Source organism: Pantoea sp. Cy-640 (assembly GCF_011752635.1).
GTDB lineage: Bacteria > Pseudomonadota > Gammaproteobacteria > Enterobacterales > Enterobacteriaceae > Pantoea > Pantoea dispersa.
Map to the genome: position 1 here is coordinate 170,078 of NZ_VWXB01000005.1, position 20,226 is coordinate 190,303.

At 57.8% G+C, this 20,226-nt stretch carries 21 protein-coding genes and 1 other RNA gene; 13 read left to right on the forward strand and 9 right to left on the reverse strand.

From position 1 onward, the window contains the following. The first annotated feature begins 6 nt into the window (after positions 1 to 6). From lon to F3J36_RS14500, 5 genes are all read left to right on the forward strand, one after another. Complete coding sequence (lon, locus tag F3J36_RS14480) at positions 7 to 2,361, forward strand: endopeptidase La (protein WP_059010556.1); 2,355 nt, start codon at positions 7 to 9, stop codon at positions 2,359 to 2,361. 212 nt (positions 2,362 to 2,573) lie between these two features. After that, on the forward strand, positions 2,574 to 2,846 hold the full coding sequence (hupB, locus tag F3J36_RS14485) for a nucleoid-associated protein HU-beta (protein WP_014606441.1): 273 nt from the start codon (positions 2,574 to 2,576) through the stop codon (positions 2,844 to 2,846). A 237-nt stretch (positions 2,847 to 3,083) separates the two neighbouring features. Then, positions 3,084 to 4,952: a peptidylprolyl isomerase gene (gene ppiD / locus F3J36_RS14490; protein ID WP_166719922.1), complete on the forward strand. Its 1,869-nt coding sequence runs from the start codon at positions 3,084 to 3,086 to the stop codon at positions 4,950 to 4,952. A gap of 139 nt (positions 4,953 to 5,091) precedes the next feature. Continuing rightward, a complete protein-coding gene (locus F3J36_RS14495; RefSeq protein WP_021507189.1) occupies positions 5,092 to 5,415 on the forward strand; it encodes a helix-hairpin-helix domain-containing protein in 324 nt (107 codons plus the stop codon). A 101-nt stretch (positions 5,416 to 5,516) separates the two neighbouring features. Next, the gene (locus tag F3J36_RS14500; protein WP_166719923.1) at positions 5,517 to 5,924 is read left to right on the forward strand and encodes a thioesterase family protein; all 408 of its coding nucleotides are present in this window, start codon (positions 5,517 to 5,519) and stop codon (positions 5,922 to 5,924) included. A gap of 44 nt (positions 5,925 to 5,968) precedes the next feature. Here the strand turns inward: F3J36_RS14500 and queC are convergent, their stop codons facing one another. Both queC and F3J36_RS14510 read right to left on the reverse strand, forming a co-directional pair. Then, a complete protein-coding gene (queC, locus tag F3J36_RS14505; RefSeq protein ID WP_166719924.1) occupies positions 5,969 to 6,664 on the reverse strand; it encodes a 7-cyano-7-deazaguanine synthase QueC in 696 nt (231 codons plus the stop codon). 26 nt (positions 6,665 to 6,690) lie between these two features. Continuing rightward, positions 6,691 to 8,406, reverse strand: a complete 1,716-nt coding sequence (locus F3J36_RS14510) for an SgrR family transcriptional regulator (protein ID WP_166719925.1) — start codon at positions 8,404 to 8,406, stop codon at positions 6,691 to 6,693. 93 nt (positions 8,407 to 8,499) lie between these two features. Between F3J36_RS14510 and cof the strand changes: the two genes are divergently transcribed. Next, the gene (cof, locus tag F3J36_RS14515) at positions 8,500 to 9,321 is read left to right on the forward strand and encodes an HMP-PP phosphatase (protein WP_058757954.1); all 822 of its coding nucleotides are present in this window, start codon (positions 8,500 to 8,502) and stop codon (positions 9,319 to 9,321) included. Positions 9,322 to 9,355: 34 nt separating this feature from the next. On the opposite strand, the gene F3J36_RS14520 is transcribed toward cof, so the two are convergent. After that, a complete protein-coding gene (locus tag F3J36_RS14520; RefSeq protein WP_021507195.1) occupies positions 9,356 to 10,390 on the reverse strand; it encodes a PLP-dependent cysteine synthase family protein in 1,035 nt (344 codons plus the stop codon). 115 nt (positions 10,391 to 10,505) lie between these two features. Between F3J36_RS14520 and F3J36_RS14525 the strand changes: the two genes are divergently transcribed. The 5 genes from F3J36_RS14525 to amtB all read left to right on the forward strand — a co-directional run bounded on the left by F3J36_RS14525 (position 10,506) and on the right by amtB (position 16,450). Then, positions 10,506 to 10,967, forward strand: a complete 462-nt coding sequence (locus F3J36_RS14525; RefSeq protein WP_021507196.1) for an Lrp/AsnC family transcriptional regulator — start codon at positions 10,506 to 10,508, stop codon at positions 10,965 to 10,967. A gap of 24 nt (positions 10,968 to 10,991) precedes the next feature. Then, a complete protein-coding gene (locus F3J36_RS14530; RefSeq protein WP_166719926.1) occupies positions 10,992 to 12,761 on the forward strand; it encodes a SmdA family multidrug ABC transporter permease/ATP-binding protein in 1,770 nt (589 codons plus the stop codon). Next, complete coding sequence (locus F3J36_RS14535; RefSeq protein WP_166719927.1) at positions 12,754 to 14,529, forward strand: SmdB family multidrug efflux ABC transporter permease/ATP-binding protein; 1,776 nt, start codon at positions 12,754 to 12,756, stop codon at positions 14,527 to 14,529. The genes F3J36_RS14530 and F3J36_RS14535 overlap by 8 nt, the downstream gene beginning before the upstream one ends. A 259-nt stretch (positions 14,530 to 14,788) precedes the next feature. Next, positions 14,789 to 15,127, forward strand: a complete 339-nt coding sequence (gene glnK, locus F3J36_RS14540; protein ID WP_007886947.1) for a P-II family nitrogen regulator — start codon at positions 14,789 to 14,791, stop codon at positions 15,125 to 15,127. A gap of 33 nt (positions 15,128 to 15,160) precedes the next feature. Beyond that, complete coding sequence (amtB, locus tag F3J36_RS14545) at positions 15,161 to 16,450, forward strand: ammonium transporter AmtB (protein ID WP_058757951.1); 1,290 nt, start codon at positions 15,161 to 15,163, stop codon at positions 16,448 to 16,450. Between the two features lie 72 nt (positions 16,451 to 16,522). Here the strand turns inward: amtB and tesB are convergent, their stop codons facing one another. Beyond that, the gene (tesB, locus tag F3J36_RS14550; RefSeq protein ID WP_088516247.1) at positions 16,523 to 17,386 is read right to left on the reverse strand and encodes an acyl-CoA thioesterase II; all 864 of its coding nucleotides are present in this window, start codon (positions 17,384 to 17,386) and stop codon (positions 16,523 to 16,525) included. Then, complete coding sequence (locus tag F3J36_RS14555) at positions 17,383 to 17,574, reverse strand: hypothetical protein (protein WP_125309056.1); 192 nt, start codon at positions 17,572 to 17,574, stop codon at positions 17,383 to 17,385. Before F3J36_RS14555 ends, tesB begins: the two co-directional genes overlap by 4 nt. 15 nt (positions 17,575 to 17,589) lie before the next feature. Between F3J36_RS14555 and F3J36_RS14560 the strand changes: the two genes are divergently transcribed. Then, entirely contained in the window at positions 17,590 to 18,147 is a 558-nt protein-coding gene (locus F3J36_RS14560) for a YbaY family lipoprotein (RefSeq protein ID WP_021507201.1), read from the forward strand. A gap of 150 nt (positions 18,148 to 18,297) precedes the next feature. On the opposite strand, the gene F3J36_RS14565 is transcribed toward F3J36_RS14560, so the two are convergent. Then, positions 18,298 to 18,609 (reverse strand): MGMT family protein, encoded by a 312-nt coding sequence (locus F3J36_RS14565; protein ID WP_021507202.1) that lies wholly within the window; start codon positions 18,607 to 18,609, stop codon positions 18,298 to 18,300. Positions 18,610 to 18,785: 176 nt separating this feature from the next. Here F3J36_RS14565 and ffs point away from each other — a divergent pair. Beyond that, positions 18,786 to 18,882, forward strand: an RNA gene (gene ffs / locus F3J36_RS14570) — signal recognition particle sRNA small type. Between the two features lie 128 nt (positions 18,883 to 19,010). Here the strand turns inward: ffs and F3J36_RS14575 are convergent. The 3 genes from F3J36_RS14575 to F3J36_RS14585 all read right to left on the reverse strand — a co-directional run bounded on the left by F3J36_RS14575 (position 19,011) and on the right by F3J36_RS14585 (position 20,130). After that, entirely contained in the window at positions 19,011 to 19,229 is a 219-nt protein-coding gene (locus F3J36_RS14575; RefSeq protein ID WP_021507203.1) for an HHA domain-containing protein, read from the reverse strand. Between the two features lie 24 nt (positions 19,230 to 19,253). Next, positions 19,254 to 19,631 (reverse strand): Hha toxicity modulator TomB, encoded by a 378-nt coding sequence (tomB, locus tag F3J36_RS14580; RefSeq protein WP_021313568.1) that lies wholly within the window; start codon positions 19,629 to 19,631, stop codon positions 19,254 to 19,256. Between the two features lie 145 nt (positions 19,632 to 19,776). Further along, positions 19,777 to 20,130 (reverse strand): hypothetical protein, encoded by a 354-nt coding sequence (locus F3J36_RS14585; protein WP_031279656.1) that lies wholly within the window; start codon positions 20,128 to 20,130, stop codon positions 19,777 to 19,779. Positions 20,131 to 20,226 lie beyond the last annotated feature (96 nt).

Sequence of the window (20,226 nt, forward strand, 5' to 3'; positions counted from 1 at the left end):
AGCTCTATGAATCCTGAGCGTTCTGAACGCATTGAAATCCCCGTGTTGCCGTTGCGCGACGTGGTGGTTTATCCGCACATGGTAATTCCGTTGTTTGTTGGTCGGGAAAAATCGATTCGTTGCCTCGAAGCGGCGATGGATCATGACAAGAAGATCATGCTGGTTGCCCAGAAAGAGGCTTCAACGGATGAACCTGGTATTAACGATCTCTTCGCGGTAGGGACCGTTGCTTCCGTACTGCAGATGCTGAAACTGCCAGACGGCACCGTTAAGGTGCTGGTGGAAGGTCTTCAGCGCGCACACATCACCACTTTAGCGGACAATGGCGACCACTTTGTTGCCCAGGCCGAATACCTGATCTCGCCGGAAATTGAAGAGCGCGAGCAGGAAGTGCTGGTGCGTACCGCCATCAATCAGTTTGAAGGCTACATCAAGCTGAACAAAAAAATCCCGCCGGAGGTGCTGACTTCACTCAACAGCATCGACGACGCGGCGCGTCTCGCCGACACCGTGGCGGCGCACATGCCGCTTAAGCTGGCTGACAAACAGTCAGTGCTGGAGATGTCCGACATCAATGAGCGTCTGGAATATCTCATGGCGATGATGGAATCGGAAATCGATCTGCTGCAGGTTGAGAAGCGTATTCGCAACCGCGTTAAAAAGCAGATGGAGAAAAGCCAGCGCGAGTACTATCTGAATGAGCAAATGAAAGCGATTCAGAAAGAGCTGGGCGAGATGGATGATGCGCCGGATGAATACGAAGCGCTGAAACGCAAAATCGACGCGGCGAAAATGCCGGCCGAGGCGCGCGAGAAGGCCGAAGCCGAACTGCAGAAGCTGAAGATGATGTCACCGATGTCAGCGGAAGCCACCGTGGTGCGCGGCTACATCGACTGGATGGTGCAGGTTCCGTGGAACGCGCGCAGCAAGGTGAAAAAAGACCTGCGGAAAGCGCAGGAGACGCTGGATACCGACCATTACGGTCTGGAGCGCGTGAAAGACCGCATCCTTGAGTATCTTGCGGTGCAGAGTCGCGTCAGCAAAATCAAAGGGCCGATTCTGTGTCTGGTCGGACCGCCGGGCGTGGGTAAAACCTCGCTGGGACAGTCAATCGCTAAAGCCACCGGCCGTAAATATGTGCGTATGGCGCTGGGCGGCGTGCGTGATGAAGCGGAAATCCGCGGCCACCGTCGTACCTATATCGGGTCGATGCCGGGCAAACTGATCCAGAAAATGGCCAAAGTCGGCGTGAAAAACCCGCTGTTCCTGCTGGATGAGATCGACAAAATGTCATCCGACATGCGCGGCGATCCGGCTTCAGCGCTGCTGGAGGTACTGGATCCGGAGCAGAACATTGCGTTCAACGATCACTATCTGGAAGTGGATTACGATCTGTCAGATGTGATGTTTGTGGCTACCTCTAACTCCATGAACATTCCGGCTCCGCTGCTGGATCGTATGGAAGTGATTCGTCTCTCCGGCTACACCGAAGATGAGAAGCTCAACATCGCTAAACAGCACCTGCTGCCGAAGCAGATCGAGCGTAATGCGCTGAAAGAGAAAGAGATCAGCGTTGACGATAGCGCCATTATCGGCATTATCCGCTATTACACCCGTGAAGCGGGCGTGCGTAGTCTGGAGCGCGAACTCTCCAAGCTGTGCCGTAAAGCGGTGAAAGCGCTGCTGATGGACAAAGCGAAAAAGAGCATCAAAATCACCGGCGAAAACCTTAAGGATTTCCTGGGTGTGCAGCGCTTTGATTACGGCCGTGCCGACAGCGAAAACCGTGTTGGTCAGGTCACCGGCCTGGCGTGGACCGAAGTGGGCGGCGATCTGCTCACCATCGAAACCGCCTGCGTGCCGGGCAAAGGCAAGCTGACCTACACCGGTTCACTCGGTGAGGTGATGCAGGAGTCAATCCAGGCGGCGCTGACGGTAGTCCGCGCCCGTGCGGAGAAACTCGGCATCAACGGCGACTTCTACGAGAAGCGTGACATCCACGTGCACGTACCGGAAGGGGCGACGCCGAAAGATGGTCCGAGCGCCGGTATCGCGATGTGTACCGCACTGGTCTCCTGTCTGACCGGTAACCCGGTGCGTTCGGACGTGGCGATGACCGGCGAGATCACGCTGCGCGGTCAGGTACTGCCGATTGGTGGCCTGAAAGAGAAACTGCTGGCGGCGCATCGCGGCGGCATCAAAACCGTGCTGATCCCGGACGAAAACAAGCGCGATCTGGAAGAGATTCCACAGAACGTGATTGCCGATCTGTCGATCCATCCGGTGAAGCGTATTGAAGAAGTGCTGAGCCTGGCGCTGGAAAATGCCCCGTACGGGATGCAGGTTGCCACGGCAAAATAGTGATTAGCGACAAAAAGCGCTAAAAAGCGAAGCTGGCAGGCCAAATCGGGCTTGCCAGCTTTTTTTTGTGCCGCTAATTTAGGGGGCTGCTGGATCAACGATTAAGATGAATACCGTTGTTTCAGCTCCACAGGCTTGATATAACTGGCTGCGCGTTCGCACCGGGCGGGAAGCGCGGGTGCGAGTGAATAATAAAAGAGGGGATGAAGAGAGTGAATAAGTCACAGTTGATCGACAAAATTGCTGCAGACGCTGACATTTCTAAAGCGGCAGCGGGACGTGTGTTAGATGCATTCATGGGCTCCGTTTCTGACGCGCTGAAAGGCGGTGACGAAGTGGCACTGGTCGGTTTCGGTACCTTCTCTGTACGCGAGCGTGCTGCCCGCACCGGCCGTAACCCACAAACCGGTAAAGAAATCACCATCCCGGCTGGTAAAGTACCGGGCTTCCGTGCAGGTAAAGCACTGAAAGACGCCGTCAATTAATGACCGCTGACCTGTCCATCGAAGCATTTTCTTCCATGGATTGAGGACGAAAAAGGCGTTCTCATGTAACATACGGGCACATCATTTTTGATGTGCCTTTTTTTATCTTGATGCGCGACTTTAGCCGCTGGCTTCAGTCTCCGCATGGTTGCCAGCTGCCAGCCTGAACCGCAGCTGCACGATGATGACATCGTGTCAGAGCTTTACATCCACACTACAGCGGAGTGTTGTCATACCATGATGGACAATTTACGCGCGGCGTCGAACCATGTCGTGCTCAAGATTATTCTGGGATTGATCATCCTGTCATTCGTACTGACCGGGGTGGGCAACTACCTGATTGGCGGTAATAGCGATTACGCTGCCAAAGTGAACGGCCATGAAATTAGCCGCGGTGAGCTGGAACAGGCGTTTAACAACGAGCGCAACCGTCAGCAGCAGATGCTGGGCGACCAGTTCTCGCAGCTGGCCAGCAACGACGGCTACATGCAGCAGATGCGCCAGCAGGCGCTGTCACAGCTGATCGATCAGGCGCTGCTCGATCAGTACATCAAAGATCTGCACATTGGCATCAGCGACGATCAGGTGAAGCAGGCTATTTTCAATCAGCAGGCTTTCCAGACCAACGGTAAGTTCGACAACGCAAAATACAACGGCCTGATCGCCAGCATGGGCTTCAGTGCCGATCAGTACGCCGAAGCGCTGCGCAAGCAGCTGGCGACGCAGCAGCTGATCAACGCCATCGCCAATACCGACTTCATGCTGAAGGGTGAAACCAGCAAGCTGGTGGATCTGGTCTCGCAGCAGCGCGCGATTCGTCAGGCGGTGATTAACGTTAATGCGCTGGCCGCGAAACAAACTGCCAGCGACGACGAAATCAATCAGTACTACCAGCAGCATCAGAGCAGCTTTATGGCACCTGAGCAGTTCCGCGTCAGCTATATCAAAATGGATGCGGCCAGCCTGCAGGAGAACGCCAGCGAAGCGGATATTCAGAGCTGGTACGATCAGCACAAAGCCGACTATTCACAGCCGCAGCGCAACCGTTACAGCATCATTCAGACCAAAACCGAAGCTGATGCCAACGCGGTGCTGGATGCGCTGAAAAAGGGCGAGGATTTCGCCACGCTGGCGAAGAGCAAATCCATCGACCCAATCTCTGCGCGTAAAGGCGGCGACATGGGCTGGCTGGAGCCGAACACCACGCCGGATGAACTGAAAAACGCCAACCTGACGCAGAAAGGTCAGCTGTCTGGCGTGATCAAGTCCTCAGTAGGTTTCCTGGTGGTGCGTCTGGACGATATCCAGCCAGAGCAGGTTAAACCGCTGGCGGAGGTGCACGATGCGGTGGCGGATAACGTGAAGCAGGAAAAAGCCGTCGACGCCTTCTATAAGATGCAGCAGAAGGTGAGCGAAGCCGCCAGCAACGACAACGAATCCCTGGCGGGCGCCGCACAGGCATCTGGCCTGAAAGTGGTGGAAACGGGCTGGATCACCCGCGATAACGTGCCGGCCGATCTCGATTTCGATGCGGTTAAACAGGCGATCTTCAACGGTGGCCTGACCGGTCAGAACGGCGCGCCGGGCAACAACTCCGACATCATCAGCGTCGATGGCGATCGGGCGTTTGTGTTGCGCATCAGCGAGCACAAACCGGAAGCGGTTAAACCGCTGGATCAGGTCAAAGCGCAGATTGCCGACAGCCTGAAGCATGACAAAGCGACGCAGCAGGCCAAAGCGCAGGCAGACAAACTGCTGACCGAGCTGAAAGCGGGCAAACAGGACGCGCTGCAGGCAGCTGGTCTGACGCTGAGCGCCAGCAAAACCGTCGATCGCAACGCGCAGGATCCGGTGGCTCAGGCCGCATTCAACCTGCCACAGCCAGCGGATAACAAGCCGTCTTGGGGTGTCAGCGAAGATATGCAGGGCAACGTGGTGCTGGTCGCGCTGGATAAGGTCAGCGCGGGCAACATGCCGCAGGCGCAGATCGATGAAATGGTAAAAGGCGTGACGCAAAACAACGCGCAGATTGCCTTTGAAGCGCTGCTGGAAAACCTGCGTAAAGAGGCGAAGATTAAGTACGGCGCCGCCGCACAAAACCAGTAAGCCTCACAAAAAAAGGTAAACTGCTGCAATACCGAAAGGCCGCTTCTGCGGCCTTTTCCATTTCTAATCATCGCCTTTTGAGTGCGTTTCTCGCTTGTGCCACCCTGCAGTGGCTGTCAAACACAAGGAGAAACACAGCATGGTTAAATCAACATTTCGTGCCTTTTGCATCACGCTGGCGCTGGGCGGCGCGCTCTGGACCAGCGGACTGGCGGCGGCGGAAAGCCCCAGTGAAACGCAGGCGACGCAGGTGTCCACGCCGCAGCCAGAACAGGTCAGCATCAATCAGGCCACGGCCGAGCAGCTGGCCGCCGCCATGAACGGTATTGGACTGAAAAAAGCGCAGGCGATTGTCAGCTATCGTGAGCAGTACGGGCCCTTCAGCGCCATCGAGCAGCTGAAAGAAGTGCCGGGTATTGGCAGTGCGCTGGTGGAGCGGAACAGCGCGCGGCTGAAATTGTGAAGCGGCTCGCGACTCTGAAGGATTGCTAAAGCGGCCCATCAGGCTGTGCTATGCTCAACAGGTCCAACCAGTTGTCATTCACAGCCTGAACAGGAGCAATCATGCAAACCACCATCAAAGTGCGCGGCTATCATCTTGACGTCTATCAGCATGTGAACAATGCGCGCTACCTGGAATTTCTGGAAGAGGCGCGCTGGCAGTGGCTGGAAGATGCCGATGCCTTTCACTGGCTGCTGGAGCAGCAGCTGGCATTTGTGGTGGTGAATATCAACATTAACTATCGTCGTCCGGCGGTGCTGGGCGACGTGCTGCACATTGAGAGCGAGGTCTCGCAGCTCAACGGCAAAAGCGGCATTATTTTACAGCGGGTGGTGCTGGCAGGAGACAACACGCTGGTGGCGGATGCGGCGCTGACTTTCGTCTGCATCGATTTGCGCACGCAAAAAACCGTGCCGCTGGAAGGGGAGTTACGTGAACGCCTGGCGGCATTGATGACCGCGACTTCCTGAGCTGGCATGCCCAGAAAGCACGCCAGCCCGCAGCGCGGCCGCAATCAGCGCAGGCCGCTTTTCTGTTTCATCGCCGCCATCACGCTGGCCGCATTGGCCTGGTAATCGGCCAGGCCGCGTGCGCGCAGGTGGCAGGCCGCACACTCACCACAGCCGTCGCCTTTGACGCCGTTGTAGCAGGTTAGCGTCTCAGAGCGGACCAGCGGCAGCTGCTGCCAGTAGTCCGCCAGCGCCCAGGTTTCTGCTTTATTCAGCCACATCAGCGGCGTTTCAAAACGCACGTCGCGCGCCATGCCCAGGCTGACAGCGTTGTTCAGCGCTTTGACAAACTCGTCACGGCAATCCGGGTAGCCGGAAAAATCGGTTTCACACACGCCGGTGATCACCGCTTCGGCTTCCACCTGATAGGCATAAATTGAGGCCAGCGTCAGAAACAGGATGTTACGCCCCGGTACGAAGGTGCTGGGCAGGCCGCTGGCCTGTGGATTGTAGGCCGGCACCGGAATGTTATCGCGCGTCAGGCTGCTGACCGCCAGTTCATTAAGCAGCGTTACGTCCAGCACTTTGTGCGCCCGCGCGCCCAGCTGGTGCGCCAGCTCTGCGGCGACGCTGATCTCTTCGCGATGGCGCTGACCATAATCAAAGGTCACGCAGTGCACTTCATCATACTGCTGCAGCGCCTGAATCAGACAGGTGGTGGAGTCTTGTCCGCCACTGAATACGACAACGGCTCGTTTCATGTTTTCTTCCCCATAAATCAGTGCGCCTATGGTACTGGCTCCGGCGCGGGCTGAACAGCACCGCCTGCGGCAGGCGGCGGGATCCAGGCGCGGGTGAAATCGAACCAGCCCATGCTGTTAAGCTGAATACCTTCGACGCCTGGTGGAGCAAACACCTGGTAGCGATAGTTGAACAGCGGCAGCAAATGGCCGTCGCGCATCAGCTGCTGAAACAGCTGATGAATCGCGGCGCTGCGCAGTGCCGGACTGGCCTGACGGGCGATAGCGTGCAGCGGTGCCTGCAGTACCGCCGGACGCAGCGGTTGCCAGACCGCATCATTTTCCAGCCAGTTCACCAGGGTAAACTGCGGCGCATCACCAATCAGACGGTCGCCCATGATGATGTCGGCGTCACTCAGATCGATGTCGTCGCGCCAGCTTTTGACGTCGTGAAATACGCAGGTGAGGGTACAGCCCTGTGCCGCCAGCAGCGGCACCAGCGCCTGCGCCATGACGTGCAGTTCGATGGGCAGGTGATAATGCAGCGTCAGCGTTGCGGGCAGTGCGCCATCCGGGCGGTGCGGGGCGGGCAGCGGCCAGCCGGGCAGCAACTCTGCGGTTGGCGTAATTAAGCCTTCATCCAGCGGCAGCTGCTTAATGACGCCGCTGTGCTGAATCAGCGCGAGCAGCGTTTTGGCCTGCGCCTGGCTGAAGCGAGCCGAGAAACGCGGCGCCAGATAACAGAAACCGAGACTGATGCTGCGATCCACCGGCCGCAGCGTGTCCAGCTCGTCGGGATCGCCAATGGCGATCTGCACCGGATGGCGACAGCTGGTGCCCAGCCCGCGATCGAACAGCTGCGGCGTAATCCAGTATTCCACCACCTGAATCAGCGGACGCTGATGGTGCCAGCGCGCATGGCTCTCCAGCCGCACCAGCTCGCGGGTAAAGTGCGTCAGGCGCCACGGTCCGCTGCCGATATCGGCATGTTCCGGATGCGGCAGCAGGCAAAACTGATGCGCCAGCCGCTGCGGCAGCCAGTAATCGCTGGTGCGCAGCCGGATACGCAGTGCCAGCGGATGTGGCGCATCGATGTGTTCCACCGCCGCCAGCAGGCGGCCGCCCTGCGGCGTCTGCATGATACGTTGCAGCTGCTGGACCAGCTGTGCCGCCTGCACCGGTTCGTCGTTGTGCCAGCTGAGCAGCGGCCGCAGCCAGAAATACCATTCGCGGCCCTGCGCATCGTGCTGCCAGTGATGTGCCAGATCGCCCTCGACATCATCCGCGTTAAAGCGCGTCAGGCCGGAAAAAATCTGGCGTACCAGATGCTGCTCGGCGCGTCCGGTGAGCTGCAGCGGATCCAGCGCCTCCATCGCGCGATAATAGGGAATGCGCAGCACCGGCGCCTGATTCTGCCACTGGCCGCCCATCAGTGGGCGCAGCATTTTCACCAGCCGTTCAGGCGCGACATCCAGTACCTGCAGCGCCTGTACCGCTTCACCGGCTGCCAGCTGCTGGCTGAGCAATTGCTGACGCAGCTGTTCGGGAGAGAGCAGAAAGCGCAGTTCGCCCTGTTTACCGCGTCCCGCCGCACCGTGCCACTGCAGCCAGCCCGCCTGCTGCCACTGCCGCAGCAGGGTACGCACGTGGCGCTCGCTGCAATAGCAGTGCTGCGCCATGGCCGCAACGCTGATGCGCTGCGCTTCGCCCTGGCTAAGCTGCCACAGGCGCTGAAACTGATTAACCCGATGAAGCTGTCGCATGATTAAACCCGGAACAGTTTTTTGAAAGTATTCACTATTAGTTCCGTAATTACCAGGCGATAGTAAACCCCTCATTCAGACCGGAGAGTTGCTATGGCCCGCCTCGCGGCATTTGATATGGACGGTACACTGCTGCTGCCTACCCACCGTTTAGGTGCGGAGACGCTGCAGAGCCTCAACGCCCTACACCAGCGTGGCGTTACACTGGCGTTTGCCACGGGGCGTCACCTGCTGGATATGCAGGCAGTACGCCAGCAGATCACCTTGCCCGCCTGGCTGATCACCGGTAACGGCACGCGCATTCACGATGTCGAGGGCAGGCAGCTGTACGGCTGTGATTTAGCGCCGTCGGTGGCGGAAGAGGTATTACACAGTCACTGGCAAACCCCCGCGTCGATCCACATCTTCAATGACGAAGGCTGGTTTACCGATAAACCGCTCCCGGGACTGCTGGAAGCGCACGCGATGAGCGGGTTTCACTATCAGCTGCGTGATTTACGCCGCATGCCGGCACATGAAGTCACCAAGATCTGTTTTATCGCGCCGTATGAGATGCTGCTGGCGCTGAAGATTGAACTGCAACAGGCGCTCGGCGATCGCGCCAGCCTGTGCTTCTCCGCCAGGGAGTGCCTGGAAGTTTTACCGGTGGATTGCCACAAAGGCGCCGCGCTGGCGCGGCTGTGCCAGCATCTGTCGCTGTCGCTGGCGGATTGCATGGCATTTGGCGATGCGATGAACGACCGCGAAATGCTGGAGCGCGTCGGGCGTGGTTTTATCATGGGCAACGCCATGCACCAGCTGAAAACCTCGCTGCCCCATTTACCGATTATTGGCCATTGCGAGACACAGGCGGTGTCTCACTACTTAAATCACTGGATGACCACACCACACCTCGATTATTCCCCCGAATGCTGAGGCTTACAGTGAACCGGACAGGATGTCCGGTTTTTTATTGCAGCTCGCGCTGCCACGCCTGAATATCGCCGATCTGCTCAGCGACCCACTGTGGATTGTAATAGGTATCCGGATAGCGCTCGCCGCTGTCACACAGCAGCGTGACCAGCGCGGCGGATTGCCCCTGCGCGCGCAGCCGTTTTGCCACCTGCAGCATGCCCCAGAAATTGGTGCCGGTAGAGGCACCCGGACGCCGGCCGAGAATCTGCTCCAGCCTTAACATGGCCGCCACGGTGGCGCCATCCGGCACTTTCATCATTTCGTCAATCACATCCGGTAAAAACGACGGCTCAACGCGCGGGCGACCAATCCCCTCAATCAGGCTGCCACGCTCGCTGCGCAGCGTACGATCGCGGCTGTGCCAGTAATCGAAAAACACCGAGTGCTGCGGATCGACCACCAGCAGGCGCGTGTCGTGGCCCTGATAGCGGATGTAGCGCCCCAGCGTAGCCGAGGTGCCGCCGGTGCCGGCGCTCATGATCAGGGTGTGTGGCACCGGGAAAGGTTCATGCGCCATCTGGCGGAAAATGCTTTCGGCAATATTGTTGTTGCCGCGCCAGTCGGTAGCGCGTTCGGCATAGGTAAACTGGTCCATAAAATGGCCGTTGAGTTCACGCGCCAGACGCTCGGATTCGCTGTACAGCTGGCACGGATCGGCGACGAAGTGGCACTCCCCGCCGTAAAAGCGGATCAGCTCGATTTTGCGCCGCGCAGTGCTGGCTGGCATCACGGCGATAAACGGCAGGCCGAGCAGACGGGCAAAATAGGCTTCCGACACCGCGGTGCTGCCGGAGGAGGCTTCGATGATCGGCGTGTTTTCTCCAATCCAGCCATTGGCCAGACCATAGAGAAACAGCGAACGCGCCAGGCGATGTTTCAGGCTGCCGCTTGGATGGGTGCTTTCATCCTTAAGATAAAAGCGAATGCCCGGGAAATCGTCCAGCGTAAAACGGATCAGGTGCGTATCAGCGGAGCGCTGAAAGTCGGCGTTAATTTCATTGATAGCGTGGCGAACCCAGGGCGTTTGCATGGTGCGATTCCTGCAGCGAGATTGCGCTCAGTGTAAGGCACTGGCAGGAAAAAGAGGTTGCTAAAAGTTGGTTATAATCGGCAAATAAGAGAAAATTTTTCTCCTGAGGTGGCGAATGCTAGATAAAACTGACCGCACACTGCTGGCGCTGCTGCAAAAAGACTGCACGCTGTCGCTGCAGGCGCTGGCCGATGCGGTGAATCTCACCACCACACCGTGCTGGAAACGCCTGAAAAAGCTGGAAGATGATGGCATTATTCGGGCGCGCGTCGCGTTGCTGGATGGTGAAAAGCTCGGCCTGTCGCTCACCGCCTTTATGCTGATCAAAACCCAGCAGCACAGCAGCGACTGGTTTCAGCAGTTTGTCGCGGTGGTACAGCAGATGCCGGAAGTGATGGCCTTTTACCGCATGGCGGGCGAGTACGACTACCTGCTGCGCATTCAGGTGGCCGATATGAAGAGCTACGACGCGTTTTACAAGCGTCTGGTTAACGGCGTGCCGGGGCTGATTGACGTCACCTCCAGCTTCGCTATGGAAGAGATTAAATACACCACCGCCTTGCCGGTAGCGCCCTGAACGGGCATCACAAGAGATTGTTTTGTGCGATTATTCAGCCAGTTAAGTTGGTATTTTTTGCGCGAGTGGCGGCGCTATCTGGGCGCCATCAGCTTGCTGATTATCATTGCGCTGCTGCAGCTGCTGCCTCCGCATCTGGTCGGCGTGATTGTCGACGGCGTGACCCAGCACAGCCTGACGCGCGGCGAAATTTTTCTGTGGATCGGCGTGATGCTGGTGACCGCAGTGATTGTCTATTTGCTGCGCTACGTCTGGCGCGTGCTACTGTTCGGCGCCTCTTACCAGCTGGCGGTGGAGCTGCGCGAAGATTTTTACCGTCAACTTAGCCGCCAGCATCCGGCGTTTTACCTGCGCCACCGTACCGGCGATCTGATTGCGCGCGCGACCAACGATGTCGATCGCGTGGTGTTTGCCGCGGGTGAAGGGGTGCTGACGCTGGTGGATTCGCTGGTGATGGGGCTGGTCGTGCTGGCGGTAATGAGCGTGCAGATCAGCTGGGAGCTGACGCTGCTGGCGCTGATTCCCATGCCGATTATGGCGCTGGTGATCCAGAAAGACGGCGCGCGCCTGCATCAGCGCTTCAAAGTGGCGCAGGCGGCGTTCTCCAGCCTGAACGATCAAACGCAGGAGAGTCTGACCAGCATCCGCATGATCAAAGCCTTTGGCCTGGAAGATCATCAGTCGAGCCAGTTTGCCGATATCGCCAGCGACACCGGCCGCAAAAATCTGCACGTGGCGCGCGTCGATGCGCGCTTCGATCCCATCATTTATATCGCCGTGGGCTTTTCGAATCTGCTGGCGATTGGCGGTGGCGGCTGGATGGTGTGGCACGGTTCACTGACGCTCGGGCAGCTCACCAGCTTCGTCATGTACTTAGGGCTGATGATTTGGCCGATGCTGGCGCTGGCGTGGATGATTAACATCGTCGAGCGCGGCAGCGCGGCGTGGAGCCGTATTGGTGCGCTGCTGGCGGAAGCGCCTGCGGTTGAGGATGGTCAGCAGCCACTGCCGGCGGAAGCGGGCGTGCTGCAGGTGGCGATCCGCGCCTTCCACTATCCGGCGAGCAGCGCGCCGGTGCTGAGCGACGTGCATTTCCAGTTACAGCCCGGGCAGATGCTTGGGCTGTGCGGGCCTACCGGCTGCGGCAAAAGCACGCTGCTGAGCCTGATTCAGCGCCATTTTGATATCGATCAGGGCGAGATTTGCTATCACGCCATTCCGCTGCCGCAGCTGCGGCTGGACAGCTGGCGCAGCCGGCTGGCGGTGGTCAGTCAGACGCCGTTCCTGTTTTCCGATACCGTTGCGAATAACCTGGCGCTGGGCCGCCCGGAGGCAACGCAGGAAGAGATCGAGCGCGTGGCGCAGATGGCCTGCGTGCACGATGACATTCTGCGTCTGCCGCAGGGTTACGCTACCGAAGTGGGCGAGCGCGGCGTCATGCTTTCTGGCGGGCAGAAACAGCGCATCGCCATTGCGCGTGCGCTGTTGCTCAACGCGGAGATTCTGATCCTCGACGATGCGCTGTCGGCGGTTGATGGCCGTACCGAACATGAAATCCTGCATAACCTGCGCCTGTGGGGCAAAGGGCGCACGCTGATCATTAGCGCGCATCGACTGTCGGCGCTGACCGAAGCCAGCGAGATTCTGGTATTGCAGCAGGGCGCAGTGGCACAGCGCGGCGATCACGATACGCTGGCGGCGCAGCCGGGCTGGTATCGCGATATGTATCGCTATCAGCAGCTGGAAGCCGCACTGGATGAGGACGAGGCAGAACAGGGAGCCGACCATGGCTAAATCGCAACGCTTATGGCCAACGCTGAAACGCCTGCTGGCCTACGGTAAACCGTGGCGCAAATCGCTGTGGCTGGCCGTCGGCATGCTGTGGATCGCTGCCGCTGCCGAAGTCACCGGTCCGGTGCTGGTGAGTTATTTTATCGATAACCTGGTGGCAAAACACCAGATGCCGTGGGGCATCGTGGCCGGGCTGCTGGTGGGCTTTGTGCTGCTGCAGCTGCTGGCAGCGGGCCTGCACTATTTCCAGGCGCTGCTGTTTAACCGCGCGGCGATTGGCGTTGTGCAGCAACTGCGCGTCGACGTGATGAATGCGGCGCTGCGCCAGCCGCTCAGTGCTTTCGACACTCAGCCGGTGGGGCAGATTATTTCGCGCGTCACCAACGACACCGAAGTGATCAAAGATCTTTACGTCACGGTGGTGGCCACTGTGCTGCGCAGCGCTGCGCTGATTGGCGCGATGCTGGTGGCGATGTTTGCACTCGACTGGCGTATGGCGCTGGTGGCGCTGGTGATTTTCCCGCTGGTGTTAACGGTGATGCTGATCTATCAGCGCTACAGCACGCCGATTGCGCGCCGCGTACGTAGCTATCTGGCCGAGATCAATAATGGCTTCAACGAAGTGATTAACGGCATGAGTGTGATCCAGCAGTTTCGCCAGCAGGCGCGCTTTGGCGAGCGCATGGGCGAAGCCAGCCGTTCACACTATCTGGCGCGGATGGAGACGCTGCGGCTGGACGGCTTCCTGCTGCGTCCGCTGCTCAGCCTGTTTTCTGCACTGATTTTGTGCGGTCTGCTAATGCTGTTCAGCTTTGCCACGCCGGGCGTGTTTGAGGTTGGCGTGCTTTACGCCTTTATCACTTACCTTGGCCGCCTTAACGAGCCACTGATCGAGCTCACCACGCAGCAGTCAATGCTGCAGCAGGCGGTGGTGTCGGGCGAGCGTATTTTTGAACTGATGGATGCGGCGCAGCAGGGCTACGGCAGTGACGCTCAGCCGCTGGCTTCCGGGCTTATCACCCTGCGCGATGTCAGCTTTGCCTACCGCGACAACCGCGACGTGCTCAGCCATATCGATCTCGAGGTGCCGGCGCGCGGCTTCGTGGCACTGGTCGGCCACACCGGCAGCGGCAAAAGCACCTTAGCCAATCTGCTGATGGGCTACTATCCGGTGACGCGCGGCAGCATAGAACTGGATGGCCGCCCGCTGCGCCAGTTGACGCACGATGCGCTGCGCGGCAGCGTGGCGATGGTGCAACAGGATCCGGTGGTACTGGCCGATACGCTATTGGCCAACGTGCGCCTTGGACGCGATATCAGCGAAGAGGACGTGTGGCGCGCGCTGGAGAAGGTGCAGCTGGCACCGCTGGCCCGCACGATGCGCGACGGCATTCATACCCGGCTCGGTGAGCAGGGGAACACGCTGTCGGTCGGGCAGAAGCAGCTGCTGGCGCTGGCGCGCGTGCTAGTGTCGCTTCCGCAGATTCTGATCCTCGATGAGGCCACTGCCAATATCGACTCAGGCACCGAGCAGGCGATTCAGCAGGCGCTGCGTACGTTGCGCCAGCACAGCACGCTGGTGGTGATTGCTCACCGTCTTTCCACCATCACCGAAGCGGATCAGATTCTGGTGCTGCACCGTGGTCAGGTAGTCGAACGCGGTACGCACACCGAACTGCTGGCGCAGCAGGGCCGTTACTGGCAGATGTACCAGCTGCAGCAGGCTGGCGATGAACTCGCGGCGGGCATACCCGCAACCGCAGAGGGGTGATTTGCACCTTTTTTGCGCAGATTTATCGGAATGTTCTGTATTGATGCACTCCTTTGAGGCCGCAAGCACCAAAGGAGTGCAGTAAAGTCCCACCTTTCTGTTTTTCCGAATGAAAACCTTGCCCGTTACGCCATACCGGAGCGCGATACTCTGCGCCCGGCAGCCTTAGCGCCCACTTTTGCCATTTGTGGCACAGCCTTTGCTTAACTCTCTGCGTGTCCGCGAAGACTCACCTATTTTTATATCCGGAGGGGAACGTATGAAGCTGGTTACCGTGGTAATCAAACCATTTAAGCTGGAGGACGTGCGTGAAGCCTTATCCTCCATTGGCATTCAGGGCCTGACCGTGACCGAAGTGAAAGGCTTCGGTCGTCAGAAAGGCCATGCAGAACTGTACCGCGGTGCCGAGTACAGCGTTAACTTCCTGCCAAAAGTAAAAATCGATATTGCGATTGCGGACGATCAGCTGGATGAAGTGGTGGATGTGATCAGCAAAGCCGCGTACACCGGCAAAATTGGCGACGGCAAAATTTTCGTCGCGGAACTGCAGCGCGTGATTCGTATTCGTACCGGCGAGACCGACGAAGCAGCACTGTAACTGGGGCTCTGAATTGTGATGGGATGGAAAGAAATGAATAAAGTAATGACTAAGTTGGGCCTCACCAGCCTGGCGCTGTTACCGTCTCTTGCGATGGCAGCTGCGCCTGCCGTAGCGGATAAAGCCGATAACGCGTTTATGATGATTTGTACCGCGCTGGTACTGTTCATGACAATTCCCGGCATTGCCCTGTTTTACGGCGGCCTGATTCGCGGCAAAAACGTGCTGTCGATGCTGACGCAGGTCGCGGTGACGTTCGCGTTAGTGTGCGTACTGTGGATCGTCTACGGCTACTCGCTGGCGTTCAGTGAAGGCAACGCCTTCTTCGGTAACTTCCAGTGGGCGATGCTGAAAAATATCGAGCTGAAAGCGGTGATGGGCAGCTTCTATCAGTACATTCACGTGGCGTTCCAGGCTTCCTTTGCCTGTATCACCGTGGGGCTGATTGTTGGTTCGCTGGCTGAGCGTATTCGCTTCTCCGCGGTACTGATTTTCGTACTGGTGTGGCTGACGCTGGCCTATCTGCCTATCGCACATATGGTGTGGGCTGGCGGCTTCCTGGCACAGGATGGCGCGCTGGACTTCGCTGGCGGTACCGTGGTGCACATCAACGCCGCCGTTGCGGGTCTGGTTGGTGCTTACCTGGTAGGCAAGCGTGCTGGCTTCGGTAAAGAAGCGTTCAAACCGCATAACCTGCCGATGGTGTTTACCGGTACCGCGATTCTGTACGTTGGCTGGTTCGGCTTCAACGCCGGCTCTGCGTCTTCCGCGAACGAAATCGCGGCGCTGGCCTTCCTGAATACCGTGGTGGCCACTGCGGGTGCCGTGCTGTCGTGGGTGTTTGGTGAGTGGGCGCTGCGCGGTAAGCCTTCACTGCTGGGTGCGTCTTCTGGCTTCATCGCCGGTCTGGTTGCCATCACGCCAGCCTGTGGTTATGTCGGCGTCGGCGGCGCACTGATTATCGGTCTGGCCGGTGGCCTGGCAGGTATCTGGGGTGTGACCACGCTGAAGAAATGGCTGCGCGTGGATGACCCGTGCGACGTGTTCGGTGTGCACGGCGTGTGTGGCATCCTCGGTTGTGTCCTGACCGGCGTGTTTGCCTCCTCGTCACTGGGCGGCGTGGGCTACGCAGAAGGCGTGACCATGGGCCATCAGGTTTGGGTTCAGCTGTTCAGCTGTGGCCTGACCATCGTCTGGTCTGGCGTGGTCGCATTCATCGGCTTCAAGCTGGCAGATATGATTGTTGGCCTGCGCGTACCGGAAGAACAGGAACGTGAAGGTCTGGATGTGAACAGCCACGGCGAGAACGCTTACAACCAGTAAGTGCCGGCTGGCAGAAGAGCAGTGCGCTATAACTATAATGATGAGAAAGGGGCGAGATAATCGCCCCTTTTTTTATGCTTCGCGCTGACGCATCACCCCTTCCTGCACCGTCGTCGCCACCAGCGTGCCGTCCTGGCTGAAGAACTCACCGCGCACGAAGCCGCGCGCGCCGGACGCTGAGGTGCTTACCACGCTGTACAGGAGCCACTCCGAGAGATCGAATGGACGGTGGAACCACATGGAGTGGTCAATCGTCGCCACCTGCATATCCGGCTCAAGGAAGCCTTTGCCATGCGGCTGCAGCGCGACCGGCAGAAAGTTGAGATCGGAAGCGTAGCCCAGCAGATATTGATGAATGCGGCGATCGTCCGGCAGCTGGCCATTGGCACGCACCCAGACCTGGCGCAGCGGCTCATCAACGTGGCCTTTCAGCGGATTATGGATCTGCACCGGACGGATATCCAGCGGGCGCTCGGCGAGGAATTTTTCTTTCAGCTTGAGCGGCAGGTGCGCAGCCAGCCGGTGGGCGAGATCCTGCTCGGAGGGCAGGTTATCGGGTCCGGGCACCTGCGGCATGCTGTTCTGATGTTCGAAGCCATCTTCCGGTGCCTGAAAGGAGGCGGTCATGTAGAAGATCGGCTGACCGTTCTGTACGGCGCTGACGCGGCGGGCGCTGAAGCTTTTGCCGTCGCGCAGGGTTTCCACATCGTAAATAATGGCTTTCTGGCTGTCGCCCGGGCGCAGAAAGTAGCTGTGGAACGAGTGGATAATACGGGCTTCCGGCACGGTTTGTTTTGCCGCATACAGCGCCTGTCCCACCACCTGGCCGCCAAACACCTGGCGCAGGCCGAGATCTTCACTCTGGCCGCGAAACAGACCCTCTTCCAGTTTTTCCAGATTCAATAAATTAAGCAGGTTGTGCAGTGCCTGGCTCATAACGGATTCCTCAGTGATGCCAATGGCGTCAGTGTGAAAGATCCGACCAGTTTGCGCAACGCTTTTACCCGGTTTTCAGCAGGATGGCGGGGCTTCAGGCGCAAAGCGGATTTTTGTGCCAGAATTAACAGCAATCGGCGGTGGAAAACCCAGCCAATAAATTTACCGCCGACAATCATAGTGTTCATAAGGAGACGACATCGATGAAACTCTGGCATGTAATTAGCGGTATGACACTGGCGGTGGCAATCACAGGCTGTGCCGATCACAGTAAACCCGTGCCGACGCCAACTTTAGGCGCCAGCGTGGCCGGGCAGCCGTCGGCGATTGCCCAGCCAAACGTAAGCGGTTCCGTCTATATTCGCCAGCGTATTGCGCTGCCGCCGGATGCTGTGCTGACCGTGACGCTGGCCGATGCGTCACTGGCGGACGCGCCGTCCAAAGTGCTGTCACAGCGTGTGGTTCGCACCGAGGGCAAGCAGGCACCGTTCCAGTTTGTGCTGCCCTTTAACCCGGCTGATATCCAGCCGAACGCGCGCATTTTGCTGAGCGCAGCGATCACCATCGACGGCAAGCTGGCGTTTATTACCGATACGGTGAAACCGGTGATTAATCAGGGTGGAACGAAAGCGGAACTGCTGCTGGTACCGGTGACCAATATGGCGATGCCAACCCAGCCGGGCGCTGCTACCACCGTGCCTTCGACGTCGCCAACTCAGGTTACGCCGTCAGCCTCCGTGCCGGCACCAACCAGTCTGTAACACACCCATCGCAGCAGACAGGCTCCCGGGCCCGCTGCCGTGAAGTAAAGCGTCACACGCCAGGGATGGCGTGTGCCGAGCGATCAGGGACGAGACAGCGGCTTTACGTAACGGCTGCGGGCTCGGGGGCCACATTTTGCACCGCTTGCATTAATACTCCCAGCGATACTTCGCCAGTTCAATTTCTCCCGCATCACTCACTTCAATACCTTCGGCTTCCAGCGCATCGCGCTGACGAAAAAGATCATCGCCCTGCAGCGAAATACGACCATGACGATTAATCACGCGGAACCACGGCAGTTTACTGCCTGGCGGCAGGCGCCGCAGCACGCCGCCCACCTGACGTGCGGCACGCGGTGAACCGGCCAGCAGTGCTACATCGCCGTAGGTCGTCACTTTACCGGCAGGAATAGCGGCAACAATTTGCCAGACGCGCTCGGAAAAATTGCTCTGTTCACTCACTGACGCACCTCGTCTGCGGGAAAAGCGCCACTTTAGCATGCGATTGCGGCTATCAGCAGGGTTTTGCCGCCGGCCTGTTCAAGAAACCAACGGTTGCCCGGCCTGCGCTTGCAATTGCCAGGGGCTTCCCCGATAATGCCAGCGCTCTCAACATGAGAGCTCGTCAATGGGGGCCCTGTTGGTTCTCCCGCAACGCTAACTTGTGAACTCGGTCAGGTCCGGAAGGAAGCAGCCGCAGCAGGCGACGCGTGTGCCGGGATGTAGCTGGCAGGGCCTCCACCATTTCTGCCCATGCAAAATCCCTGCGCGCAATGCGGCACAGCACCGTATCGGCACTCCTTTGCCTGCCTGTCATCCGTGGAAATAAAGGTGAGTAACGAAGCGACCTGCGGGGAGAAAACTTAGCGGACGTACTTCCAGACAGATCCGGGCACTTTGTCATAGAGCTTGTTCATGGTCAGCTCGGCCAGACGGTGATCGGCTGCGGAGTAGAATACCGCTAACTCATCATCGGGTAATTCATACTTGTTCTTTTCAATCACCCGTTCAAGGGTGTCAATTGAGCGACAACGACGCAGTCGCATCAAATAGTCTGTTTTGGTTAAGGCTGGGTTGCTCATAAATAAACCGGTCTCACTCTGATGCTAAAAGGAATGGCTGGGTTGCTGGAGATAAGCGCACTCTTCGGCAAACAGATTAAATAAGCGTTTTGCTGAACGTTGCCACCGTTGAAGATCCTGCGTATTGATTCCATAGCTGCTAAACAGCATAAAGGTATCATCAAGATATTCATCGATTTGCGTAATCAGCGCTTCATCTTCAACATGCTTAATTTTGTAATTCATCGTGAAAGAGGCGATATGCTCAATCAAATCGTTGAGCTGTAAATTGCCTGGCGAAGTGGGATCATTAACCCAGCCGTGATGGCTGTCGGTTAGCGTCGCCATACTTTCGTCAAACAGGTTCTCACACAGAAATTTAAGCTGGGCAATATCATGCCGTTTCGGTGAGTATTCGTCCATCTTTTTCCCCTCCATAGCGAGCACAGTTACCGCGACGCGGCGAGATTTGGAAAAGCTACCAGGGAGCGATCACGAATAAAAAGAATTCAGCGACCTTTTAAATATAATCCACAATCATTAGTTTTGCTCACCCAATTACTAAATATTACAATTCGTCGCACGGTGACGGGCGGGTATTGTCTATCACCTCAAACACCAGCGCACCGGGCGTTGTCTGGAACATAACTTCTTCACGTTGGGTAAAGGTTTCATTTAAATCAAGGCAGGGATTAAATAAATCCCACGTGAAATCGTAAAGCATTTTAAATCGTTTGTGGCCGACGGGCTGAATGGAAATAATGGTAAAACTGTCCGGAACTAATTGCGCGTTTTGAGAATACCACTGTAAATCGCCGGCAAGGTCCTGGGCTATTTTGAGAATATTCCCCTGGATAATCTGGCGTAACTTGCCGCAATCATCCTCATTCACGTCAATATCACTATGAATAATAGACTGCATTCTGCATCCCGTAAAAAGCAAGGAGAGTTCTATCATTGGCTTTCAGCCCGGACATTGCAAGCCATTGGTAAACAGAAAGGGCGATTGCTGCGATGG

Coding starts and splice junctions, on each gene's coding strand:
- lon (WP_059010556.1), top strand. CDS start 7: ATGAATCCTGAGCGTTCTGAACGCATTGAAATCCCCGTGTTGCCGTTG.
- ppiD (WP_166719922.1), top strand. CDS start 3,084: ATGATGGACAATTTACGCGCGGCGTCGAACCATGTCGTGCTCAAGATT.
- F3J36_RS14495 (WP_021507189.1), top strand. CDS start 5,092: ATGGTTAAATCAACATTTCGTGCCTTTTGCATCACGCTGGCGCTGGGC.
- F3J36_RS14500 (WP_166719923.1), top strand. CDS start 5,517: ATGCAAACCACCATCAAAGTGCGCGGCTATCATCTTGACGTCTATCAG.
- queC (WP_166719924.1), bottom strand. CDS start 6,664: ATGAAACGAGCCGTTGTCGTATTCAGTGGCGGACAAGACTCCACCACC.
- F3J36_RS14510 (WP_166719925.1), bottom strand. CDS start 8,406: ATGCGACAGCTTCATCGGGTTAATCAGTTTCAGCGCCTGTGGCAGCTT.
- cof (WP_058757954.1), top strand. CDS start 8,500: ATGGCCCGCCTCGCGGCATTTGATATGGACGGTACACTGCTGCTGCCT.
- F3J36_RS14520 (WP_021507195.1), bottom strand. CDS start 10,390: ATGCAAACGCCCTGGGTTCGCCACGCTATCAATGAAATTAACGCCGAC.
- F3J36_RS14525 (WP_021507196.1), top strand. CDS start 10,506: ATGCTAGATAAAACTGACCGCACACTGCTGGCGCTGCTGCAAAAAGAC.
- F3J36_RS14535 (WP_166719927.1), top strand. CDS start 12,754: ATGGCTAAATCGCAACGCTTATGGCCAACGCTGAAACGCCTGCTGGCC.
- glnK (WP_007886947.1), top strand. CDS start 14,789: ATGAAGCTGGTTACCGTGGTAATCAAACCATTTAAGCTGGAGGACGTG.
- amtB (WP_058757951.1), top strand. CDS start 15,161: ATGAATAAAGTAATGACTAAGTTGGGCCTCACCAGCCTGGCGCTGTTA.
- tesB (WP_088516247.1), bottom strand. CDS start 17,386: ATGAGCCAGGCACTGCACAACCTGCTTAATTTATTGAATCTGGAAAAA.
- F3J36_RS14555 (WP_125309056.1), bottom strand. CDS start 17,574: ATGAACACTATGATTGTCGGCGGTAAATTTATTGGCTGGGTTTTCCAC.
- F3J36_RS14560 (WP_021507201.1), top strand. CDS start 17,590: ATGAAACTCTGGCATGTAATTAGCGGTATGACACTGGCGGTGGCAATC.
- F3J36_RS14575 (WP_021507203.1), bottom strand. CDS start 19,229: ATGAGCAACCCAGCCTTAACCAAAACAGACTATTTGATGCGACTGCGT.
- tomB (WP_021313568.1), bottom strand. CDS start 19,631: ATGGACGAATACTCACCGAAACGGCATGATATTGCCCAGCTTAAATTT.
- F3J36_RS14585 (WP_031279656.1), bottom strand. CDS start 20,130: ATGCAGTCTATTATTCATAGTGATATTGACGTGAATGAGGATGATTGC.